The following is a 22,354-nucleotide window of genomic DNA, read 5'->3' on the forward strand; positions in this document are numbered from 1 at the left end:
CCTGGATATTATCTAGTCAGTGAGCCGATAAAAGAGTAGAATGCCCGGTTCAAAATGCATGTCCCTTGCGGTAATCAAAGAGTGCCATGAGCAAAAAACTTCATATCAAAACCTGGGGCTGTCAGATGAATGAATATGATTCATCCAAGATGGCCGATCTGCTTGACGCCACCCACGGCTACCAGCTGACCGACGACGCCGAGCAAGCCGATGTGCTGCTGCTCAACACCTGTTCCATTCGTGAAAAAGCCCAGGAAAAGGTGTTCCATCAGCTGGGCCGCTGGCGCCCGCTGAAGGCGGCCAACCCCAATCTGGTCATCGGCGTCGGTGGCTGCGTGGCCTCCCAGGAAGGTGACGCCATTCGTTCTCGGGCGCCCTTTGTCGATATCGTGTTCGGCCCGCAGACCCTGCATCGCCTGCCGGCGATGATCAAATCCGTACTCGAAGGCAATGGCGCCCAGGTGGATGTGGCCTTCCCGGAAATCGAGAAGTTCGACAGCCTGCCCGAACCCCGTGCCGACGGCGCCACCGCCTTTGTGTCCATCATGGAAGGCTGCTCCAAGTATTGCTCTTTCTGCGTGGTGCCCTACACCCGCGGCGAGGAGGTCAGCCGCCCGCTGGACGACGTCCTCTATGAAATCGCCCAGCTCGCCGAGCAGGGCGTGCGTGAAGTCAACCTGCTGGGGCAGAACGTCAATGCCTACCGGGGCGAGACCCATGACGGCGAGATCTGCAGCTTCGCCGAGCTGCTCCGCCTGGTGGCGGCCATCGACGGCATCGACCGCATCCGTTACACCACCAGCCATCCCATCGAATTTACCGATGATATCATCGAAGTATACCGGGACACCCCGGAGGTGGTCAGTTTCCTGCACTTGCCGGTACAGAGCGGCTCGGATCGTATCCTGACCCTGATGAAGCGCCCCCATACGGCACTGGAATACAAGTCCAAGATCCGCAAGCTGCGCCAGGCACGTCCGGACATCACCATCAGTTCGGACTTTATCATCGGCTTCCCCGGTGAAGAGGCGGACGACTTCGAGAAGACCATGAAACTGATCGAGGATGTGGGTTTCGATATGAGCTTCAGCTTTATCTTCAGCCCCCGTCCGGGCACCCCGGCCGCCGATCTGCCCGACGATGTGCCAATGGAAGAGAAAAAAGCGCGCCTGTACCGGCTGCAGACGGTGATCAACAATCAGGCCCAGATGATCAGCCGGCAGATGCTGGGCAGCACCCAGCGCATCCTGGTGGAAGGCCCCTCCAAGCTGGATCCCATGGAGCTGCGCGGCCGTACCGAAAACAACCGGGTGGTCAACTTCGTCGGTCCCCATACCCTGATCGGCGGCTTCGCCGATGTGGAGATCACCGAGGTGATGCCCCATAGCCTGCGTGGTACCTATCTCCGTGGTGAAGACGAGATGGGTCTGCGGGTGCAGGTGTCGCCCAGCGCCATCCTTGCCCGCCGCCCCGATGGGGTAGCCGATGAAACCGGTGTCGCCACCTTTACACCCTGATAGAGCTAGAAGCTAGAAGCTAGAAGCTAGAAGCTAGAAGCTAGAAGCTAGAAGCTAGAAAGTGAATGACTTCCGGCTTCCGGCTTCAAGCTTACCACTTGATTACATGAGGTTATTTTGACACGACCCGTCACCACCCTGGAACTTGAACTGGCGCCTGCCGATGGCCAGCGCCTAGCCAGCCTGTGCGGCCCCTTCGACGACAACATCAAGCAACTGGAGCGCCGCCTGGGGGTGGAAATCAACTACCACAACCAGCATTTTCAGATAGTGGGCCCCAAGGCCATGACCGACGCCGTCGGCCAGATGCTACAACGGCTGTATCTCGAGACCCAGCCAGTACGCGGCCAGTCGGTACCTGACCTGACCCCGGAACAGGTGCATCTTGCTATCAAGGAAGCCCATGTACTGGAGCAGGGGGAAAACCCGCAAGAGGGCTACCAGTACGGCAAAGAAGTGGTGATCAAGACCAAACGTGGCCTGATCAAACCTAGGACGCCCAATCAGGCCCAGTATGTCGCCCATATTCTCAGCCACGATATCACCTTTGGCGTGGGCCCGGCCGGTACCGGCAAGACCTATCTGGCGGTGGCCGCTGCCGTCGATGCCCTGGAACGCCAGGAGATCCGTCGCATCCTGCTGACCCGCCCGGCGGTTGAAGCCGGCGAGAAGCTGGGCTTCCTGCCCGGTGATCTGAGCCAGAAGGTGGATCCGTACCTACGCCCCCTGTATGACGCCCTGTTTGAGATGCTCGGCTTCGAACGGGTCGAAAAGCTGATCGAACGCAATGTCATCGAAGTGGCGCCGCTAGCCTATATGCGCGGCCGCACCCTCAATGACGCCTTTATCATCCTGGATGAAAGCCAGAACACCACGGTCGAGCAGATGAAGATGTTCCTGACCCGCATCGGCTTCAATTCCAAGGCAGTGATCACCGGCGATATCACCCAGATCGATCTGCCACGTAACGCCAAATCAGGGCTGCGTCACGCCATCGAGGTACTAAGCGGAGTAGAGGGTCTGTCCTTCGACTTCTTCCGTGCCGAGGACGTGGTGCGGCATCCGGTGGTGGCCCGCATAGTGCGTGCCTATGAAGCCTTTGAAGACAAGCAGAAACGCGCCGTCCAACCTGCCGAGGACAAACCCGAATGACCCTGTGGCTGGATCTGCAAATTGCCTGTGACGCGGCGCCGGGCCTGCCTACCGAACAACAGCTGGAAAGCTGGCTGAGCGCCGCCCTGAACGGCGAGCGAGAAGAAGCCGAAGTGACCGTCCGGCTGGTCGACGAGGCCGAAAGTCAGGCACTCAACCGCGACTACCGGGGCCGCGACAAGCCCACCAATGTGTTGTCTTTCCCCTTTGAGGCCCCTCCGGGGATCGAGCTGCCTTTGCTGGGCGATCTGGTGATCTGTCGCCAGGTGGTGGAGCGGGAAGCCGCAGAGCAAAACAAACCGCTCACTGCCCACTGGGCGCACATGGTGGTACATGGCTGCTTGCATTTACTCGGTTTTGACCATATTAAGGATAACGAAGCCGAGATAATGGAATCTAAGGAGATAGGAATACTGGCCGATCTGGAAATCGCCAATCCCTATCAGGATGATGAACATGAGGGTTAACAAGGTCCATGAGCGACGATAATTCGAACTCTGAGAACGGTTCGTCCGCCAAGAAAAACTGGTTTGAAAAGCTGGGCCAGATGTTTCAGGGCGAACCGAAGAGCCGTGAAGAGCTGGTAGAAGTCATAATGGATGCGGGCGAGCGAGAGCTGATCGATCAGGACACCAAGGACATGATCGAAGGTGTACTGGAAGTGAGCGAGCTCAGGGTACGGGATATCATGATTCCCCGCTCCCAGATGGTAACGGTGGAAAAATCCCAGCCGGTTTCCTCTTTCCTGCCCATGATCATCGAGTCCACCCATTCCCGCTTCCCCGTGGTCAATGAAGACAAGGACCATATCGAAGGCATACTGCTGGCCAAGGATCTGCTGTCTTACGGCTTTGGCCTTACCGAAGAAGAATTCTCTATCGACAAGGTGCTGCGCCCCGCTGTAGTGGTTCCCGAGAGTAAACGTCTCGACAAGCTGCTCAAGGAATTCCGCGAAGAGCGTTACCATATGGCCATTGTGGTGGACGAGTTCGGCGGGGTTTCCGGCCTGGTGACCATAGAGGATATCCTCGAACTGATTGTCGGCGATATCGAAGATGAATACGACGCCGAAGAAAGCGACGAAATTCGCCAGATCAGCAAGCGGGTCTATGCGGTTGCCGCACTCACCGACATCGAAGATTTCAATGAATATTTTCATACCCACTTCAGCGATGAAGAGGTGGATACGGTGGGCGGCATGGTGATGCATGCCTTCGGCCACCTGCCCGCCAAGGGCGAGCAGGTCAAGATAGACGGCTTTGTGTTCAAGGTCGCCCATGCCGATCGTCGACGTTTGCTGCAATTACAGGTTAAGATACCCGACAACCAAGAAGCCTCCTCGTCGGAATCTGTATAAGTGCCTAACTATCTGCGGTATACGGGGGCCCTGCTGAGCGGGGCCCTTGGCGTTTTAGCCTTTAGCCCCTTCGACTACTGGCCGCTGGCGCTGGTGTCCCTGTTGGGGCTCTGTGTCACCAGCCTCGATGTCTCCCCCCGCCAGGCCGCGAAAACCGCCTTTGTATGGGCCATGGGGTTATTTTTGCCCGGCCTGTGGTGGATCCATGTCAGCATGACCCTGTTCGGCGGTATCCCCCTGCCCGGCGCCTTCTTGCTGGTTGCCCTGCTCGCCGCCTATCTCAGCCTGTATACCGCCCTCGCCCTCTGGCTGACCAACCGCTATGCCGGCCAACAGACGTTGCGGGCGCTGCTGGTATTCCCGGTATTGATGGTGCTGGCGGACTGGCTGCGCGGCTGGGTAATGACCGGCTTTCCCTGGCTGTGGTTTGGCTACAGCCAGCTGGAAGGCCCGCTGGCGGGCCTGGCGCCCATATTGGGAGTACAGGGCATCAGCTGGTTGCTGTTGCTCTCCGCCGGCGCCTCCTGGCTATTGTTGCAACGCCGGCGCATGCCCCTGGTATTGGGCCTGGCATTGTGGGCTCTGGCCCTCGGTGCCGGCCAGCTCCAGTGGGTCAGCCCGACCCAGGCCAGTCGCTTCGCACTGGTGCAGGGCAATATCTCCCAGTCCCTGAAATGGCAGCCCGGCCAGCTGGAGCAGAGCCTGGAACGCCATTTTTCACTCACCAGACCATTAACCGAAGCGGATGTGGTGATCTGGCCGGAATCGGCGCTACCCAGCTCGGAGCAACACCTGGCGCCCTGGCTGAAAGAGGTCGACGGCTTTATGCGCGAACGGGGTCAGGCCTTGCTGACCGGTATTGTGACCCGCCCGTCGGAAGAGTCCGTCTACAATGCGGTGATTGCCCTGGGACAGACCCGGGATCCCTATCGGCCGGAAAATGGTAACCGCTATTACAAACAACAGCTGGTGCCGATTGGCGAGTTCGTGCCTTTCGGCGATCTGCTGCGGCCGATAGCCCCCTTCTTCAACCTGCCCATGTCGTCTTTCTCCCGGGGAGAACAGGGGCAGCCCGACATCGAAGCCGGCGGTCGCCATTTCAGCCTCGCCATCTGCTATGAGGTGGCCTTTCCCTCCCTGGTACGCGCCAATATGAAAGCCGACACCGACTACCTGCTGACGGTGTCCAACGACACCTGGTTTGGTCAGTCCATCGGCCCCTGGCAACATCAGCAAATAGCCCGGATGCGCGCCCTGGAGCTGGGTCGACCCTTGATCCGCGCCACCAACAATGGCGTGACCCTGGTGACCGATGAAAAGGGCCAGCTCCAGGCTTCTCTGCCCCAGTTCGAGGCCGATGTACTGGAAGTCGAGGTGATGGGCACCCGGGGGCTGACGCCCTATGCCCGCTTCGGCAGCGCCCCCCTGCTGCTGCTGCTGGCCGGCAGCCTGCTGGGTGCAGCCTGGCTTTCCCGCCACCGTGGCCTGCAGTTTAGGACGCTTAGCCGCTAAAACACAGGGTCCCCATAACGGCCTGTTCGCTCAGCAGCCGCTTTCCGGACCAGGATCGCCAACACCCTGCGCAGCTGATACGTCAACCGGCTGCGCTACTCTTACTACCCCGGGCATCGGTGCCCGTTGCCACTGGGGTATCCAGTACCATGGAAACCCGATCACGGCCTTCCTCCGGCAGTAGGGGCAACCTTTGACTCGCCGGGTCAAACCCGCGCGACGGGGGGCATGCCTGAAACTAACGGCAGTAACCGAATCAAAAATAGTTTGAATACAAACCATAATCAATAAATTACCCATACCAGTGCACCATCCTTGCCATGGTCATCAGGACTGCTCTCACAATCGGTGGCGCACCGTGCAGAAAGGTGCGAGAAAAGCCATTTTTACTAACATTGACGACCATTTATAACATTATCATCTTATTTTAGCGCAATGTTTCGCAGGCGCTGTACATGACATGGTCCTGGTTACCGCCATTCTTGACAAATCCTGTCCATGCAGGGTGGAGCCTGATCCGGTGTTAATGACAAAGCGATCTACCAGTTCCGGAGCTTTTCTTAACATAAATGTTTAGTGGAACATTATTTCGTACTTATGATTATTTACTGTTCATTTTTTCGTATTCAATTGTAATAAAACAAATAATTCCTTTAGTATAGAAATCAATTTCACGAGAGGAGTTAAAGTGTGAGCAAGCAGAAAATCGCGATTTTGGGCGCTGGCCCCAGTGGTCTGGCACAGTTGAGAGCGTTTGAGGCAGCTCGCAAGGCAGGCATTCAAAACCTGCCGGAAATCGTTTGCTTTGAAAAGCAAAGCGATATCGGTGGCATGTGGAACTACACATGGCGTACGGGTCTAGATAAAAATGGCGAGCCAGTTCATGGCAGCATGTATCGGTATTTGTGGTCCAACGGTCCGAAAGAGTGTCTGGAATTTGCCGACTACTCTTTTGACGAGCATTTCGGCCGTGCCATTCCCTCCTATCCGCCGCGTGCCGTGCTGAAAGACTACATCATGGGTCGTATCGACCAGCAGGCCATTTCTAAATACATCCGTTTTGAATGCCCGGTTCGCTGGGTAAGCCATGACGATGCCACCGGCAAGTTCACCGTGACCGTGATGAATCACAAGCGCGGTCAGCAGGAAAGTGAAGAGTTCGATTATGTGGTGGTGGCCACCGGTCATTTCTCCACCCCCAACATGCCTTACTTTGAAGGGGTGGAACAGTTCCCCGGCCGGGTGCTGCATGCCCATGACTTCCGTGATGCCCTGGAATTCAAGGACAAGAACGTGCTGCTGGTGGGTGCCAGCTATTCGGCGGAAGACATCGGCTCCCAGTGCTACAAGTACGGCGCCAAATCGGTCACCATCAGCTACCGCAGCAACCCGCTGGGCTTTGACTGGCCCGAGGGAATGGAAGAGCGTCCGCTGCTGGCCCACTTCGACGGCAACACCGGCTATTTTGCCGATGGCTCCAGCAAGGCGTTCGATGCCATCATTATGTGCACCGGCTACCTGTTCCACTTCCCGTTCCTGCCGGATGCACTGCGCCTGCAGACTCACAACTGCCTGTACCCGGACAACCTGTACAAGGGCATTTTCTTCCAGAACAACCCGAAGATGATCTACCTGGGCATGCAGGATCAGTATTTCACCTTCAACATGTTTGATGCTCAGGCCTGGTATGCCCGGGATGTGATGCTGGGCAAGATCACCCTGCCGGAAGCGGATGAGCGCCGCAAAGACATGCAGCACTGGCTGGAGCGTCACGAGCAGCTGGGTGGTTGCTGCGACTCCATCGACTTCCAGGCCGGCTACATTCGTGATCTGCTCGGCCCCACCGACTATCCCGAGTTCAAGGTGGAAGCCCAGGCCGCTCTGCTGAAAGAATGGCAGCAGGACAAGCAGGCCGGCATCATGAACTTTCGCGAGAAGTGCTACCGCTCCACCGTCACCGGCACCATGGCTACCCGCCTGCCGGCGACCTGGCTGGAGATCAAGGACGACTCGCTGGAAAGCTTTATGTCCCTCGACTTTGCCGAGAACAAGAGCTTCGACAAAGTCGACTGAGGTTTGGCCTCAAGCTGATAATAGCTCGGTTATTTAATCTGTTTGGGATTATACACTCCGTCTGAAAGGCCTGGCCCTCTTGCCGGGTCTGACGGATGAAAGAAGCAGGCGCCAGCAAGCAGTGACGCAAGCGCCGGCGGCTGAAATCGAGCTAAAAATATATGCGGCAATTTGCAGAAAATAGCGATTGTTCGAGGCTGATGACGCCCTGTTCGCGACCAGCCTCGGACTGTAATTATGGCATCAGCGGCCGGCGAATAAAGGTATCGTGGTTGCACTCCAGGCAGGTGGTCAGCACTTCCGGGTGGGTCACCTCGTGGGGGTGGGCGCACAAGGTGCAGTCGTAGATGCCGGGCCCGACTATCTCTCCCGCCCGGTATTCGCCGTGATGCTCAAGCTCATTGGTGAATTCCTGCCACTCCAGCTGGCTCTTGTCAGTAGCATTGGCCAGCCAGCCCCACACGGTTTCCTTGATCCGCCGATAGAAGACACTGTCCCTGAATTCGTCACCGCTGTTGCCAAGCTCCGCCAAATCCCGCTTCACATATTGAGCTATCAAGGCCAGCTCATCCCTGGTCAGATCGCCGGCCGCTTCCATGTAGGCCTGGGTCGTTTCCACCATTTCCTTGATGGTGGTGTCTTCGGTTTGCTGCCATTGACGGTGCAACTCCTCGACAAAGGCGTCATAACCCTTCTTATGTTTTTGCTCGTGATTGCTCATGATCCCCCCTTGGATTCAGAACCCGGAGGGTGCGGCTATTGTTGCCTTTACCCCCCTGGGGTATTCTATGGCGATTTATCGCCGTGGTTTATCACCCATTTCACAGATCCGGATGTCACTAATGCAAGAGCAATACATTCCCCAGAATATCGAGCCCGAAGTGCAACGCTTGTGGGCAGAACAGCAGACCTTCAAGGCGACAGAGCAGCCGGGCAAAGACAAGTTCTACTGCCTGTCCATGTTCCCCTACCCATCAGGTCGGCTGCATATGGGGCATGTACGTAACTACACCATAGGTGACGTTATCTCCCGCTACCAACGCCTGCAGGGGAAAAATGTACTGCAGCCCATCGGTTGGGATGCCTTCGGCCTGCCGGCGGAAAATGCCGCCATCAACAACAAGACGGCGCCGGCCCCCTGGACCTATGAAAACATCGATTATATGAAAAACCAGCTCAAGCGGCTGGGTTTCGGCTACGACTGGGATCGGGAACTGGCCACCTGCACCCCTGAATATTACCGCTGGGAGCAGTGGTTCTTTACCAAGCTCTATGAGAAAGGCCTGGTCTACAAGAAAACCTCGTCCGTCAACTGGTGTCCCAACGACGAAACCGTGCTTGCCAACGAGCAGGTCAACGACGGCTGCTGCTGGCGCTGCGATACTCCGGTCGAGCAGAAGGAAATCCCCCAGTGGTTCATCAAGATCACCGAATACGCGGAAGAGCTGCTCAACGACATCGATAACCTGGACGACTGGCCCGAACAGGTCAAGACCATGCAGCGCAACTGGATCGGCCGCAGCGAAGGCGTCACCCTGAGCTTTGCGGTCGCCGGCCAGGACGAACACTTTGATGTCTATACCACCCGCCCGGACACCCTGTTCGGGGTAACCTATGTGGGCATAGCCGCCGGTCACGCGCTGGCCGCCCGCGCCGCCGAGCACAATCCGGAACTGGCCGCCTTTATCGAGGAATGCAAGCACCACAAGGTGGCGGAAGCCGAAATGGCCACCATGGAGAAAAAAGGCATGGCCACCGGCTTCTATGCGGTGCACCCGCTGACCGGCAAACAGGTGCCCATCTGGGTCGCCAACTTCGTGCTGATGGATTACGGTTCGGGCGCGGTGATGGCGGTGCCCGCCCATGACCAGCGTGACTATGAATTCGCTACCCAGTACGGTCTGGATATCATTCCGGTGATCCAGCCTACCGACGGCAGCGAGTTGGATATCTCCGAGGCCGCCTATACCGAAAAGGGCATCTTGTTCGACTCCGGTGAATTCAGCGGTCTGGATTTCGAGCAGGCCTTCGATGCCATCTCCACCGCCCTGACCGCCAAGGGCCTGGGGCGGCGCACCGTTAACTTCCGCCTGCGTGACTGGGGAGTAAGCCGCCAGCGTTACTGGGGCGCGCCCATTCCCATGCTCAACCTGGAAGACGGTTCCGTGGTCGGCGCGCCGGAAGATCAGCTGCCGGTGGTTCTGCCGGAAGACGTCACCATGGATGGTATCCAGAGCCCGATCAAGGCCGATCCCGAGTGGGCCAGGACCAGCTATAATGGCCAGCCGGCGCTGCGCGAGACCGACACCTTCGACACCTTTATGGAGTCATCCTGGTATTATGCCCGCTACTGCAGCCCCGACTACGATCAGGGCATGCTGGATGTGGAAAAGGCCAACTACTGGCTGCCGGTCGACCAGTACATCGGCGGCATCGAACACGCCTGTATGCACCTGCTCTACGCCCGCTTTTTCCACAAGCTGCTGCGCGACACCGGCCTGGTGGAATCGGACGAGCCCTTCAAGCGCCTGCTGTGCCAGGGCATGGTGCTGGCCGATGCCTTCTATCGCACCGATGACAAGGGCGCACGCACCTGGGTCAGCCCGGTGGACGTGACCATAGAGCGGGATGAAAAGGGCCGCATCAGCCGCGCCCTGGACAAGGACGGTAACGAGTTGGTGCACACCGGCATGACCAAGATGTCCAAGTCCAAGAACAACGGCATCGACCCCCAGCTGATGGTAGACAAATACGGTGCCGATACCGTACGCCTGTTCATGATGTTCGCCTCTCCCGCCGACATGACCCTGGAATGGTCAGACTCAGGCGTGGAAGGCGCCCAGCGCTTCCTCAAGCGGTTGTGGAGACTGGTGTTTGAACATCATTCCCTGGGCACCACAGAGGCGCTCAACATAGCCGGCCTGAACAATGAGCAGAAGGCGCTACGCCGGGATGTGCACAAGACCATCAACAAGGTCAGTGACGACGTGGGCCGCCGCCAGACCTTCAACACCGCCATCGCCGCCATCATGGAACTAATGAACAAGCTGGCCAAGGTGGATATGTCTGACACCCAGAACCGCGCCCTGTTACAGGAAGCGCTGGAAGCCATAGTGGTGATGCTGCATCCGATCGTGCCCCATACCTGCTTCGAGCTGTGGCGGGCGCTGGGCAGGGAAGATATCGACCACGCCAACTGGCCGATCGCTGATACCGATGCCCTGGTGGAAGATGAGAAACTGGTGGTGGTGCAGGTCAACGGCAAGGTGCGCGGCAAGATAACCGTGTCCGCCGATGCCAGCCAGGAGCAGGTGGAAAATGCCGCTCGCAGCGATGAAAACGTGGCTCGTCACCTGGATGGCAAGACCGTCCGCAAGGTGATCTATGTGCCGGGCAAGTTGCTGAATATCGTGGCTAACTAAGCTAGAAGCTAGAAGCTAGAAGCTAGAAGCTAGAAGCTAGAAGTATTTACATAAAGGCTTGTTCACTCAAGCCTTTCTCTTCCGGCTTCAAGCCGACAGCTGAAGGCTGCTTTTAAAGGAGTTATTATGCTCACTCGCATCAAGGCAGGCATTCTCATACTGCTGACGCTACTGCTGGCCGGCTGCGGTTTTCAGCTGCGGGGCGGTGACCGCCTGCCGCCCGAGCTGCAGACCCTGGTACTGGCCGGCGACGATAAAACCCAGTTCTACCGGCTGGTCTCGGCCCGCCTATCACGCGCCGGGGTACGCCTGGTCGAAGCCGACGGCAACACGCCGGTGTTGACCATCAGCGAGCTGGGACAGAGCAATGTCACCGCGTCGGTTGATACCCATGCCGATACTCTGGAATACGCCACCCGTTTCGCCACCCGCTTTACCCTGGATATTCCCGAGCAGCCTCGACAGGTATTCAATGTCGCCTTCAACCGCAGCTTCCTCGACAAATCCAACCTGGCCCTGGCATCCAGCCGAGAGCAGGAACAGCTTCGCCAGGATATGGAAAGAGAAGCCGCCGCCCAGATAGTGCGGCAGCTGAGCCGCCTGAGCTATTGATGCGCCTGTACCCGGAGCAGTTATCCCAACACCTGAAGGCAGGGCTCGCGCCCTGCTATTTGGTTTATGGGGATGAGCCGCTGCTGAAGCTGGAGGCGATAGACAGCCTACGGGCCGCCGCACGTACCCAGGGGTTCGAGGAAAGGCACGCGTTCAGTGCCGATCAAAGTCTTGACTGGGATGCCATCTTCGATGCCAGTCAGTCCCTCAGTCTGTTCAGCCAGCGGCAGATCATCGAACTACAGCTGCCGGAAAAGCTGGATAAAACCGCCTCGGAACGCATACGTGAGCTCTGTGGCCTCTGCCATCCGGATCTGTTACTGCTGGTATCGGCCCCCCGGCTCAATCAGGCACAGCAGAAATCCGCCTGGTTCAAGGCACTTGCAGCGGCAGGTCCCACCGTAACCGTTAATACCCCCGATGCCCGCCATTTCCCGCGCTGGCTGGAACAGCGACTGCATCGCTACGGCCTTCGGGCCGAACCCGATGCCTTGCGCTGGCTGGTTTACGCCTTCGAAGGCAACCTACTGGCGGCAGCAGGCGAAATTGAAAAGCTGGCGCTGCTGGAACTGCCGCAACCTCTGACCCTGAGCGGCCTGCAGGATATCGTTCAGCCTCAGCACCACTTCAATCCGTTTCAACTACTTGACCCCCTGTTGCAGGGCAAGATCAAGCGGAGCTGCCGCATCCTGTTGCAACTCCGTCAGGAAGGCATTGAAGCCGGCATGCTCTGCCATATTTTGGCCCGGGAGCTGGCCATGCTGATCGAACTGCAACTGGCCCTGCAGGACGGGCAACATTTTCAACAGGCTGTCGCCCAACACCATATCTGGTCCAGCCGGCAGCCCCTGGTTCAGGCTGCCCTGGCCCGCCTACCGCTCGACAAGCTAACCCAGCTGCAGGCTATGCTGGCCGCCGCCGACCAGGCCCTCGCGGAATTCGACGACGAGCAGGCCTGGCGCTGGCTGTACAGCCTCTGCGTCGGCTTTTTTGATGCTACTCCCTTGACCATAATGCCATGACCAAACCCATCGGATTACTGGGGGGCACCTTCGACCCCATTCACATCGGCCACCTACGACCGGCCATCGCCATCCTTGAACAGCTCGGGCTGGACCACATCCGGCTGCTGCCCAACTATATCCCCCCGCACAGGGCCACCCCCGACAGCGCCCCCAGGCACCGGCTGGCCATGGTGACCCTCGCCGCCGCCTGCACCCCGGGCTTGGTGGTTGATGACCGGGAACTCAGGCGCAACCGTCCCTCCTATACCATCGACACCCTGATAGAACTGCGCCGCGAGCGGCCCGCCACCCCCCTGTGTTTCCTGATGGGCATGGACTCCTTGCTGTCGCTTAACCGCTGGCACCGCTGGCAGGAGCTGCTCGACTATGCTCACCTGGTGGTCAGCCACCGGCCCGGCTGGCAACCGGTGTTCAACCCCGAGGTGGAGCAACTGTACCGACAGCAGGGTACCCGCGATATACAGCGCCTGCACAGTCAGCCGGCAGGGACCATCTATCTGTTCGACAACCCCCAGCTGGACATCTCCTCGAGCCAGATCCGTCGTTGTATAAAAGAAGGGAACAATCCTCAATATTTGCTGCCTGATCCGGTAACAGCCTATATTCGAGATAAGGGACTCTATCAAGAGCCCGTGCTATAATCCGCCGCCATTTATGAATGAGGAGACTAGCCCCTTGCAAGGTAACCAATTGCACGACTTTATCGTCGATAAACTGGACGATCTTAAAGCCCGCGATATCCTGGTCCTGGATGTCAGCGGTAAATCCACCATCACAGACTGCATGATCATCTGTTCCGGTAACTCCAACCGCCATGTCAACGCCATCGCCGACCATCTGGCCACCGAAGCCAAACACGCCGGACTAACACCGCTGGGTGTAGAAGGCCAGGGCATAGGCGAATGGGTACTGGTCGACCTGGGTGAGGTGATCGTCCATGTGATGCAGGAAGAAACCCGCGACTTCTATCAGCTGGAAAAACTCTGGGGTAAAAGCGCGACCGGAGCCTACGCCTGATGAAACTCCAGTTGGTGGCGGTCGGCACCAAAATGCCGGCCTGGGTCACGACTGGCTTTCAGGAATACCAACGCCGCTTTCCCCGTGATCTGCCCCTGGAACTGGTCGAGATAGCAGCCGGCAAGCGCGGCAAGAATGCCGATATCGGGCGTATTCTCCACAAGGAAGGCGAGCAAATGCTGGCGGCTGTGCCCAAGTCGGCGCGTATCGTCACCCTGGATATTCCGGGACGCCCCTGGACGACGGAGCACCTTGCCGAGCAACTTACCCGCTGGCAGCTGGACGGAAGGGATATCGCCATCCTGATTGGCGGCCCCGAGGGGCTTGCCTCCGCCTGTAAGGCCGCCGCCGAGCAGTCCTGGTCACTCTCCCCCCTCACCCTGCCCCATCCCCTGGTGCGGGTGGTCGCGGCCGAGAGTCTGTACCGTGCCTGGAGCATCAACAACAACCTTCCCTACCACAGAGAGTAAGCATGGCAAAAGGTCGGGTAAAGATGCGGGATCATAACGCAGAATCCTTCCTGCACTGGCGCCGGGCACTGGTGTCCTTTATCGGTATCCTGGTGCTGATGGGGATCCTGTTTGCCAACCTTTATCATTTGCAGGTCAACGAGCACAAGGCCTATCAGACCCGTTCCAATGACAACCGCATCAAGGTGGTGCCCATCGCCCCGACCCGGGGGCTCGTTTATGACCGTAATGGGGTATTACTGGCCGAAAACCGCCCCATCTACAGCCTGGAGATCATTCCGGAGCAGACCGCCGATCTCGATGATACTCTCGACCGCCTGACGGTCCTCCTCGAGCTGGATGAGGAGGCAAAAGAACGTTTTCTCACCGAAGCCAAGCGGCAGCGTCGCTCGACCCCCGTTCCCCTGGCCAGCCGGCTGACCGAAAAACAGGTCGCCCTGTTCAGCATCAACCAGCACAAGTTCCCCGGCGCCAATATAGAAGCCTACCTGAAACGCTTTTACCCGTACCGGGATACCCTGACTCACGCCCTCGGCTATATGGCCAAGATCAACGACAAGGACGTGGAGCGGCTGAGGGAAGAAAACAAGCTGGCCAACTATGCCGCCACCCGAGACATCGGCAAGCTGGGTGTCGAGCGCTACTATGAAGATCTGCTCCACGGCCAGGCCGGCTATCAGGAAGTTGAGGTTAATAACCGCGGCCGGGTGATCCGTACCCTCAAGTATCAGCCCCCCATCGCCGGCAGCGATATCTATCTGAATATCGATATCCGGCTGCAAGCCCGTGCCCAGCAGCTGCTGGCGGGTAAACGCGGCGCCATTGTGCTGATGCGGCCCAAGGACGGCCAGGTACTAGCCATCATGTCCAGTCCCAGCTACGACCCCAACCTGTTTGTGCATGGCATCAGCGGCCCCGATTATCGCGGCCTGCTCAACAACCCCGACCGACCGCTGATCAACCGGGCCAGCCAGGGGGTGTATGCGCCCGCCTCTACCGTCAAGCCCATGCTGGCCGTCATGGGACTGAACGAGGGGGCCATTACCGCGAGAACGCGCTTCTTCGGCGGCCCTTATTTCCAAATTCCCAACACCACGCGCAAGTTCCGGGACTGGCGCCGCTGGGGCCATGGCTGGATGGATGTCTATCGCGCCATCGAAATCTCCGCCGATACATTTTTCTACGATCTGGCCTATCGGACCGGCATAGACACCATGAATGAATATATGAGCCACTTTGGATTCGGCCAGTATTCGGGCATAGACTTGCATGAGGAAACCAGCGCCATCATGCCCTCACGGAACTGGAAGCAGGCCCGCCACCGGCAACCCTGGTACCAGGGCGATACCATTTCCGTGGGCATAGGACAGGGCTACTGGACCACGACCCCGCTACAGCTGGCCCGGGCTACCTCCATCCTGGTGGATCATGGCGAAACCGTTCACCCCAGATTGCTGCGTGGTATTGCCAGCGAGAATGGGGTGCTCGACATGCCGGTCAGTAAGGGGGAACCCATCCGAATACTGCAAGACAGCTATTGGAAGGTGGCCCTGGATGGCATGTATCGGGTGATCAATGGCCGGGAAGGCACGGCCAGGCGGGCCTTTGCGGGTACACCCTACAAGGCCGGCGGCAAGTCCGGTACCGCCCAGGTTTTCAGCCTGGCCGAAAACCAGCAGTACAATCACGCCAGTACCAAGGAGCACTTGCGCGACAATGCCCTGTTCGTGGCCTTCGCTCCCTTTGACGATCCGCAGGTGGTGATTTCCGTGGTACTGGAAAATGCCGGTGGCGGCAGCTCCAATGCCGCGCCCATTGCCCGTGCCATGCTGGATGCCTACCTGCTTCCCGAACCCGACCCCATAGATGAGATATCCCCGGATGAATAAACACGCTCCTCGTCGCAGCCTGTGGGAACGCCTTCACCTGGATTGGCCCCTGCTGGTGGGCCTGCTGACCCTGCTCACCGCCAGCATGGCCATACTGTATTCCGCCACCGGCGAAGACATGAATGCCATCAACCGTCAGGCAGTCAGGGTCGGGCTGTCACTGGTGGTCCTGCTGATACTGGCCCAGCTGCCCCCCTCATTCTATGCCCGTTGGGCCCCTCCCGTCTTTGCCCTGGGGGTGCTGCTGCTGGTGTTGGTATTGCTGGTCGGCGATATCGGCAAGGGCGCCCAGCGCTGGCTGGAGGTAGGCTCGTTCCGCTTCCAGCCATCGGAGATCATGAAATTGGTGATGCCGATGATGATTGCCACCTATATCAGCCGTTATCCCCTGCCCCCCGGGTTACTGCACGTGGCCCTGGCCTGCGGGCTGGTGTTGCTCCCCACCCTGCTGATCGCCCGGCAACCGGATCTGGGCACCTCCATCCTGGTGGCCGCATCCGGTTTTTTCGTGATCTTCCTGGCCGGCATGTCGTGGCGGCTGATCATGGCAGCGATGGCGGCACTGGCGGGGTTCCTGCCCCTGCTCTGGTACTTCTTCATGCATGACTACCAGAAACGACGGGTTCTGACACTGCTGGATCCGGAAAGTGATCCTCTGGGTGCCGGTTATCATATCATCCAGTCCAAGATAGCGATCGGCTCCGGTGGCCTGTGGGGCAAGGGCTGGTTGCAGGGTACCCAGTCCCAGCTGGAGTTTCTCCCCGAGCGCCATACCGACTTCATCTTTGCAGTAATCAGCGAGGAGTTCGGGCTGGTGGGCGTCAGCCTGCTGATGCTGCTGTACCTGTTTATCATCGGCCGCGGCCTGCATATCTCTATCCAGGCCCAGGGCGCCTTCCAGCGCCTGCTGGCGGGTGCCCTGACGCTGACCTTTTTTGTGTATGTGTTTGTCAATATCGGCATGGTCAGCGGCCTGCTGCCTGTGGTCGGCGTGCCCCTGCCCCTGATAAGCTATGGCGGTACCTCCATGGTGACACTGATGGCCGGATTTGGCATCCTGATGTCCGTGCACACCCATAGACGCCTATTGGCAAAATAAAAGGACTAATGAATGCGTCTTGCTCTCTTTCCTGCCGCCGCCCTGCTGCTGGCTTCAACGGCTCAGGCAACTGAACTCAATACCGAACAACAAGCCTGGCTCGAAGAGCTGAGCCAGCGCTTCGAGCTGCCCGCATCTGAACTCACGGCGGCGCTGAAACAGGCCAGCTACCAGCAATCCATTATCGATACCATAACCCGCCCGGCAGAGAGTAAGCCCTGGAATCAGTACCGGCCCATTTTCCTGACCGAAAAACGGCTGCGGCAGGGCCTCGAATTCTGGCAAACCCATGAGGCCAGCCTGAACCGCGCCGCGCAAGAACTGCAGGTACCGCCCCAGATAGTCACCGCCATCATCGGGGTAGAGACCTTTTACGGTAGTCATATGGGTAAAACCCGGGTGCTGGATGCGCTCTACACCCTGGGCTTTCACTATCCTCCCCGCGGGGCCTTCTTCCGCTCCGAGTTGGGGCACTACCTGCAGCTGGCCAAGGAGCAGGGCTGGTCCCTGACCGAGCAGAACGGCTCTTATGCCGGCGCCATGGGCATGGGCCAGTTTATCTCTTCCAGTTATCGTCATTTCGCCATCGACTTCGACGGTGATGGCACCCGTGATTTATTCGACACCACTGACGCCATCGGCAGTGTCGCCAACTATTTCAGGGAGCATGACTGGCATTGGGACGAGGAAGTGGCCTATCCTGCCCGGGTTACGGATGAAAACGCGATCACCGGTTTGCTGAATCCTGCACTCGAGATCAGCAACAGCTGGGCTGAACTGAGCGAAGCCGGGGTGCAACTTGACAGCGCCCTGAGTCCGGAAACACCGGTCAAGCTTATCCGCCTGGATGGCGAAGCAGGCCCCGAATATTGGATAGTGCGGCATAATTTTTATGTTATCACCCGTTATAATCGCAGCCCCCTGTATGCCATGGCCGTCTATCAACTAAGCGAGCAACTGAAACAGGCTTATGAACAATCTCGTTAAATACCTGCTGCCCCTGACGGCACTGGGTTTGATTGCCTGCAGCAGTCAACCGGAGCAAACCGGACGGCCGACCCCGGACGCCGATGCCGCCTATGACAGGGAAACCGCCGGCGGCCGTTATGCCCTGCGGCAGGACAAGATGCCGGCCAATGCTCCCAACATGGACCATGTACAAAACGCGGTTCCCCGTTACGAGCCCTACAGCCGTCGGGGCAATCGGGACTACAATGTCTGGGGCAGTGACTACCAGGTGTGGAATGACGTAGAGCACTATCAGGATGAAGGCCTGGCTTCCTGGTATGGTGCCAAGTTTCATGGCTATGAAACCTCCAACGGCGAGATCTACGATATGTTCACCATGACCGCCGCCCACAAGCACCTGCCGCTGCCTTCCTTTGTCAAGGTGACCAACACCCAGAATGGCAAGCAGGTGATCGTGCGGGTGAATGATCGAGGCCCCTTCCATGGCGGCCGTATCATCGATCTGTCCTATGCCGCCGCCTATAAGCTGGACATGCTCGATACCGGTACGGCGCAGGTACGGGTCGAGTTGCTCCGCTTCGCACCCGACGGCAAGCCGATACGGCTGGCATCCACCGGCAGGCAGCCGCCGGTCACCGGCACCCCCGTAGCCTACCAGTCCCGGGCCGCCGCTCCTGCCGCCAAGCAGAGCCCTGTCCCCAACGGCCGCCATATTCAACTGTTGGCCACCCGTTCCAGTGACAGGGCCAAAGCACTTGCCGCCCAATTAAGCAAGGAGTATGGTTTCCCCGCCCGGGTTGAGCAGAGGTCTGAATGGTTTAGGTTGCAAATGGGACCAATTCCGGCACACCAGACACAAGATACCCTGGCCAGGCTCATCGCCGCCGGGTATTCACAGGCCTATTTTCTGAACCAATAATTCCAACAATTGTCATCAACCGGCAGCTATTGCCAATTAAACAGGGACCAAACAGTCGTTATGCGTATGGTTAAATCACTTTCTTCTTTCATTGCCGCTGCCTTCGTCTCGTTTGCAGCTCACGCTCAAACTGTGCCTCCCCTGGCCCCGGAAATACAGGCGGTTCCCGAAGCACCGGCGATCGCGGCCAAGTCTTATGTACTGATGGATTACAGCAGCGGCCAGCTGCTGGTTGCCAATAACGCCGACGAGCGCCTGCCTCCTGCCAGCCTGACCAAAATGATGACCTCCTATATCCTGGGACAGGCCCTGAAAGACGGTAAAGTCAAGCGCGAAGACATGGTGACTATCAGCGAAGCCGCCTGGGCGCAAAACTTTCCCGGCTCGTCTGTGATGTTTCTCGAGGTCGGCAAGCAGGTCAGCATTGACGATCTGAATCGGGGTATCGTCATCCAGTCCGGTAACGATGCCACCGTCGCCGTTGCCGAGCATCTGGCCGGCAGCGTCAACTCGTTCGCCGATCTGATGAACTCCTGGGCAGCCAGATTGGGTATGCGCGACAGCCACTTCGTGACCCCCCATGGCCTGCACAGCGAAGAGATGTACACCACGGCCCGGGATATGGCACTGCTGGGGCAGGCATTGATCCGCGATGTACCGGAAGAATATGCCGTCTATGCGGAAAAGTCCTTCACCTTCAATGGCATCACCCAGCATAACCGCAATTCCCTGTTGTGGGATAACTCCCTGAATGTCGACGGCATCAAGACCGGACATGTGGAGGCGGTCGGCTACAACCTGGTATCCTCGGCAACCAAGGAAGATATGCGGCTGATCGCCGTGGTAATGGGAGCCGCCAATGAAAAGGTACGCGCTTCTGAAAGCAAGAAGCTGCTCACCTATGGTTTCCGTTTCTTCCAAACCCTGACCCCCTATCAGGCCGGGGCCGAGGTGGTCAGCCAGCGCATCTGGATGGGTGACAAGGACACTGTCAGCCTGGGGGTCGCCGAGCAAGTAGCGGTCACCATTCCCCGAGGCCAGGCACAGAACCTGAAGGCCGACTTTACCCTGGACAAGGCCCTCAGGGCGCCATTGGCCAGGGGCGAACAGGTGGGCACCCTGCACCTGACGCTGGCCGGCAAGGAAGTCCGTACCCTGCCGCTGGTGGCACTGGAAGACATAGAACAGGGGGGCATCTTCAGCCGCCTGATCGACTACATCAAATTACTAATCCAGGACCTGTTCAATTAATCAGCAGACGGGTGCGGCAGCACCCGTCTTTCCTAACGCCACAATAATCCCCTCTCCCTGCTCCTTACCGGTTTCAGATTAGCCGATTTTATGGTAAAAATGCCCTTATCGATGACAACTCACCGAGTGTCATCCACCGAATACAGCTAAAGCAAAGGTTGCCATGAATACCAAGTTTGATGAGTTGCTCGAGTTTCCCTGCCGCTTTCCCTTCAAGATCCTCGGCCTGGCCGATGCACGCCTGCCCGATCTGGTGGTAGAGGTGCTCCAGCAACATGCCCCCGGTGACTACAGTCCCCAGGTTCGCCCCAGCAGCAAAGGCACCTACCACTCGGTGACCGTCTATGTCAGGGTGGAAAGCAAGGAACAGGTCGAACGACTTTACCATGCCCTGGGGCAGTTGGATCTGGTTAAATATGTGCTCTAGGAATGCCCTATGCATAATGACAAGCTGACGGTCAGGCATTGGGGGCAGGCCTCCTATGAGCATGTATGGCATACCATGCAGCTGTTTACCGACCAACGGGATCAGGATACCGAAGACGAATTCTGGCTGGTTGAGCATCTGCCGGTGTTTACCCAGGGACAGACCGGCAAGGCCGAACATGTACTGGATCCGGGTGACATACCGCTGGTGCAAACCGACCGGGGCGGTCAGGTGACCTATCATGGCCCCGGTCAGCTGGTCCTCTATATGTTGCTGGATGTACGCCGCAAAAAACTGGGCGTCAGGCCACTGGTTACCGCCATGGAAGAATCGATAATCAGCCTGCTGGCCGATTATCAGATCCAAGCCCATGCCAGACCCGATGCGCCCGGTGTCTATGTCGACCAGAGCAAAATCGCCTCCCTTGGGCTGCGCGTGCGGCGCGGCTGCTCTTTCCATGGCCTGGCCTTGAACGTCAACATGGATTTAAGCCCCTTTCTACGAATTAATCCCTGCGGTTATGCCGGAATGGCAATGACCCAGTGTTGTGCCCTGGGTGGCCCACAGAGCCTAGAGGAAGCACAAACCAGGCTGGTACCCTTGCTGGCAGATCGGCTTGGCTACCAACATCTCTACTACACCACAGAGAAAATTAAATTATGAGCAAACCTGTACGCGTCGAGCCTGGCGTAAAATTGCGTGACGCCGATAAGATGGCCCTGATCCCGGTCAAGTTTATGCCGGATGCCGAGGAGGAAGTGTTACGCAAGCCGGAGTGGATGAAGATTAAACTTCCTCCCAGCAACCAGCGCATACAGGGGCTCAAGAACATCATGCGCGAGAACAACCTGCACTCTGTCTGTGAAGAGGCTTCTTGCCCCAACCTGCCCGAGTGCTTCAACCACGGCACCGCCACCTTTATGATCCTGGGGGCCATCTGTACCCGTCGCTGCCCCTTCTGTGACGTGGCTCATGGCCGCCCGCTGGCCGTGGATCCGAACGAGCCGGCCAAGCTGGCCAAGACCATCAAGGAGCTGGGCCTGAAATATGTGGTGATCACCTCGGTCGACCGGGACGATCTGCGCGATGGTGGCGCCCAGCATTTTGCCGACTGTATCCGAGCCATTCGCGAGCAAAGCCCCACAACCAAGATCGAGATCCTGACCCCCGACTTCCGTGGCCGTATGGATACCGCCCTGGAGATCCTCAAGGACACGCCTCCGGATGTGTTCAACCACAATCTGGAAACCGCACCGCGCCTGTACCGCCTGGCCCGCCCCGGTGCCGACTACAAGTGGTCCCTGGAACTGCTGCGTCGTTTCAAGGAGATCCATCCCCAGGTAGCCACCAAGTCCGGTCTGATGATGGGCCTGGGTGAAACCAACGAGGAAATCGTCGAGGTGCTCAAGGATCTGCGCGAGCACAACGTCACCATGCTCACCCTGGGCCAATACCTGCAGCCCAGCCGCCATCACCTGCCGGTGAAACGCTACGTGCCGCCCGCCGAATTTGACGAACTCAAGGCCGTGGCCGACAGCATCGGCTTCAGCCATGCCGCCTGCGGCCCCTTTGTGCGCTCGTCCTATCACGCGGATCTGCAGGCCCAGGGCGTGGAAGTCAAATAAGCAAAAAGGAGCCGAAAG

At 58.3% G+C, this 22,354-nt stretch carries 21 protein-coding genes; 20 read left to right on the top strand and 1 reads right to left on the bottom strand.

The window, feature by feature from the left end:
* The first annotated feature begins 86 nt into the window (after positions 1 to 86).
* From miaB to DCS96_RS07770, 6 genes are all read left to right on the top strand, one after another.
* Positions 87 to 1,517 (top strand): tRNA (N6-isopentenyl adenosine(37)-C2)-methylthiotransferase MiaB, encoded by a 1,431-nt coding sequence (gene miaB, locus DCS96_RS07745; RefSeq protein ID WP_116473718.1) that lies wholly within the window; start codon positions 87 to 89, stop codon positions 1,515 to 1,517.
* Between the two features lie 117 nt (positions 1,518 to 1,634).
* Complete coding sequence (locus DCS96_RS07750; protein WP_116473719.1) at positions 1,635 to 2,669, top strand: PhoH family protein; 1,035 nt, start codon at positions 1,635 to 1,637, stop codon at positions 2,667 to 2,669.
* Positions 2,666 to 3,136, top strand: a complete 471-nt coding sequence (ybeY, locus tag DCS96_RS07755; protein WP_116473720.1) for an rRNA maturation RNase YbeY — start codon at positions 2,666 to 2,668, stop codon at positions 3,134 to 3,136. The genes DCS96_RS07750 and ybeY overlap by 4 nt, the downstream gene beginning before the upstream one ends.
* Before the next feature lie 8 nt (positions 3,137 to 3,144).
* On the top strand, positions 3,145 to 4,026 hold the full coding sequence (corC, locus tag DCS96_RS07760) for a CNNM family magnesium/cobalt transport protein CorC (RefSeq protein ID WP_116473721.1): 882 nt from the start codon (positions 3,145 to 3,147) through the stop codon (positions 4,024 to 4,026).
* Positions 4,027 to 5,538: an apolipoprotein N-acyltransferase gene (gene lnt, locus DCS96_RS07765; protein ID WP_116473722.1), complete on the top strand. Its 1,512-nt coding sequence runs from the start codon at positions 4,027 to 4,029 to the stop codon at positions 5,536 to 5,538.
* A gap of 690 nt (positions 5,539 to 6,228) precedes the next feature.
* Positions 6,229 to 7,611, top strand: a complete 1,383-nt coding sequence (locus DCS96_RS07770) for an NAD(P)-binding domain-containing protein (RefSeq protein ID WP_116473723.1) — start codon at positions 6,229 to 6,231, stop codon at positions 7,609 to 7,611.
* 235 nt (positions 7,612 to 7,846) lie between these two features.
* On the opposite strand, the gene DCS96_RS07775 is transcribed toward DCS96_RS07770, so the two are convergent.
* Positions 7,847 to 8,332, bottom strand: a complete 486-nt coding sequence (locus DCS96_RS07775) for a zinc ribbon-containing protein (protein ID WP_116473724.1) — start codon at positions 8,330 to 8,332, stop codon at positions 7,847 to 7,849.
* Between the two features lie 121 nt (positions 8,333 to 8,453).
* Between DCS96_RS07775 and leuS the strand changes: the two genes are divergently transcribed.
* The 14 genes from leuS to lipA all read left to right on the top strand — a co-directional run bounded on the left by leuS (position 8,454) and on the right by lipA (position 22,336).
* The gene (leuS, locus tag DCS96_RS07780) at positions 8,454 to 11,033 is read left to right on the top strand and encodes a leucine--tRNA ligase (RefSeq protein WP_116473725.1); all 2,580 of its coding nucleotides are present in this window, start codon (positions 8,454 to 8,456) and stop codon (positions 11,031 to 11,033) included.
* A 126-nt stretch (positions 11,034 to 11,159) separates the two neighbouring features.
* The gene (locus tag DCS96_RS07785; RefSeq protein ID WP_116473726.1) at positions 11,160 to 11,645 is read left to right on the top strand and encodes an LPS-assembly lipoprotein LptE; all 486 of its coding nucleotides are present in this window, start codon (positions 11,160 to 11,162) and stop codon (positions 11,643 to 11,645) included.
* Positions 11,645 to 12,667 carry a DNA polymerase III subunit delta gene (gene holA, locus DCS96_RS07790; RefSeq protein WP_116473727.1) on the top strand — a complete coding sequence of 341 codons (1,023 nt, stop codon included), beginning with the start codon at positions 11,645 to 11,647 and terminating at the stop codon, positions 12,665 to 12,667. Before DCS96_RS07785 ends, holA begins: the two co-directional genes overlap by 1 nt.
* The gene (gene nadD / locus DCS96_RS07795; protein WP_116473728.1) at positions 12,664 to 13,311 is read left to right on the top strand and encodes a nicotinate-nucleotide adenylyltransferase; all 648 of its coding nucleotides are present in this window, start codon (positions 12,664 to 12,666) and stop codon (positions 13,309 to 13,311) included. Before holA ends, nadD begins: the two co-directional genes overlap by 4 nt.
* Before the next feature lie 34 nt (positions 13,312 to 13,345).
* On the top strand, positions 13,346 to 13,687 hold the full coding sequence (gene rsfS, locus DCS96_RS07800) for a ribosome silencing factor (RefSeq protein WP_116473729.1): 342 nt from the start codon (positions 13,346 to 13,348) through the stop codon (positions 13,685 to 13,687).
* A complete protein-coding gene (gene rlmH / locus DCS96_RS07805) occupies positions 13,687 to 14,157 on the top strand; it encodes a 23S rRNA (pseudouridine(1915)-N(3))-methyltransferase RlmH (RefSeq protein ID WP_116473730.1) in 471 nt (156 codons plus the stop codon). Before rsfS ends, rlmH begins: the two co-directional genes overlap by 1 nt.
* A 2-nt stretch (positions 14,158 to 14,159) precedes the next feature.
* Positions 14,160 to 16,046: a penicillin-binding protein 2 gene (gene mrdA, locus DCS96_RS07810; RefSeq protein WP_116473731.1), complete on the top strand. Its 1,887-nt coding sequence runs from the start codon at positions 14,160 to 14,162 to the stop codon at positions 16,044 to 16,046.
* Complete coding sequence (gene rodA / locus DCS96_RS07815; protein ID WP_116473732.1) at positions 16,039 to 17,145, top strand: rod shape-determining protein RodA; 1,107 nt, start codon at positions 16,039 to 16,041, stop codon at positions 17,143 to 17,145. Before mrdA ends, rodA begins: the two co-directional genes overlap by 8 nt.
* 12 nt (positions 17,146 to 17,157) lie before the next feature.
* A complete protein-coding gene (mltB, locus tag DCS96_RS07820; protein ID WP_116473733.1) occupies positions 17,158 to 18,132 on the top strand; it encodes a lytic murein transglycosylase B in 975 nt (324 codons plus the stop codon).
* The gene (locus DCS96_RS07825) at positions 18,116 to 19,033 is read left to right on the top strand and encodes a septal ring lytic transglycosylase RlpA family protein (RefSeq protein ID WP_116473734.1); all 918 of its coding nucleotides are present in this window, start codon (positions 18,116 to 18,118) and stop codon (positions 19,031 to 19,033) included. Before mltB ends, DCS96_RS07825 begins: the two co-directional genes overlap by 17 nt.
* 66 nt (positions 19,034 to 19,099) lie before the next feature.
* Positions 19,100 to 20,284: a serine hydrolase gene (locus tag DCS96_RS07830; protein WP_408646008.1), complete on the top strand. Its 1,185-nt coding sequence runs from the start codon at positions 19,100 to 19,102 to the stop codon at positions 20,282 to 20,284.
* Positions 20,285 to 20,447: 163 nt separating this feature from the next.
* Entirely contained in the window at positions 20,448 to 20,711 is a 264-nt protein-coding gene (gene ybeD / locus DCS96_RS07835; RefSeq protein WP_116473736.1) for a DUF493 family protein YbeD, read from the top strand.
* Positions 20,712 to 20,720: 9 nt separating this feature from the next.
* Positions 20,721 to 21,374, top strand: coding sequence for a lipoyl(octanoyl) transferase LipB (gene lipB / locus DCS96_RS07840; protein ID WP_116473737.1), 654 nt, complete (start codon positions 20,721 to 20,723; stop codon positions 21,372 to 21,374).
* On the top strand, positions 21,371 to 22,336 hold the full coding sequence (gene lipA / locus DCS96_RS07845) for a lipoyl synthase (RefSeq protein ID WP_116473738.1): 966 nt from the start codon (positions 21,371 to 21,373) through the stop codon (positions 22,334 to 22,336). The genes lipB and lipA overlap by 4 nt, the downstream gene beginning before the upstream one ends.
* Positions 22,337 to 22,354: the final 18 nt, after the last annotated feature.

It is taken from the genome of Zobellella maritima, assembly GCF_003075035.1.
Classification (GTDB): Bacteria; Pseudomonadota; Gammaproteobacteria; order Enterobacterales; family Aeromonadaceae; genus Oceanimonas; species Oceanimonas maritima.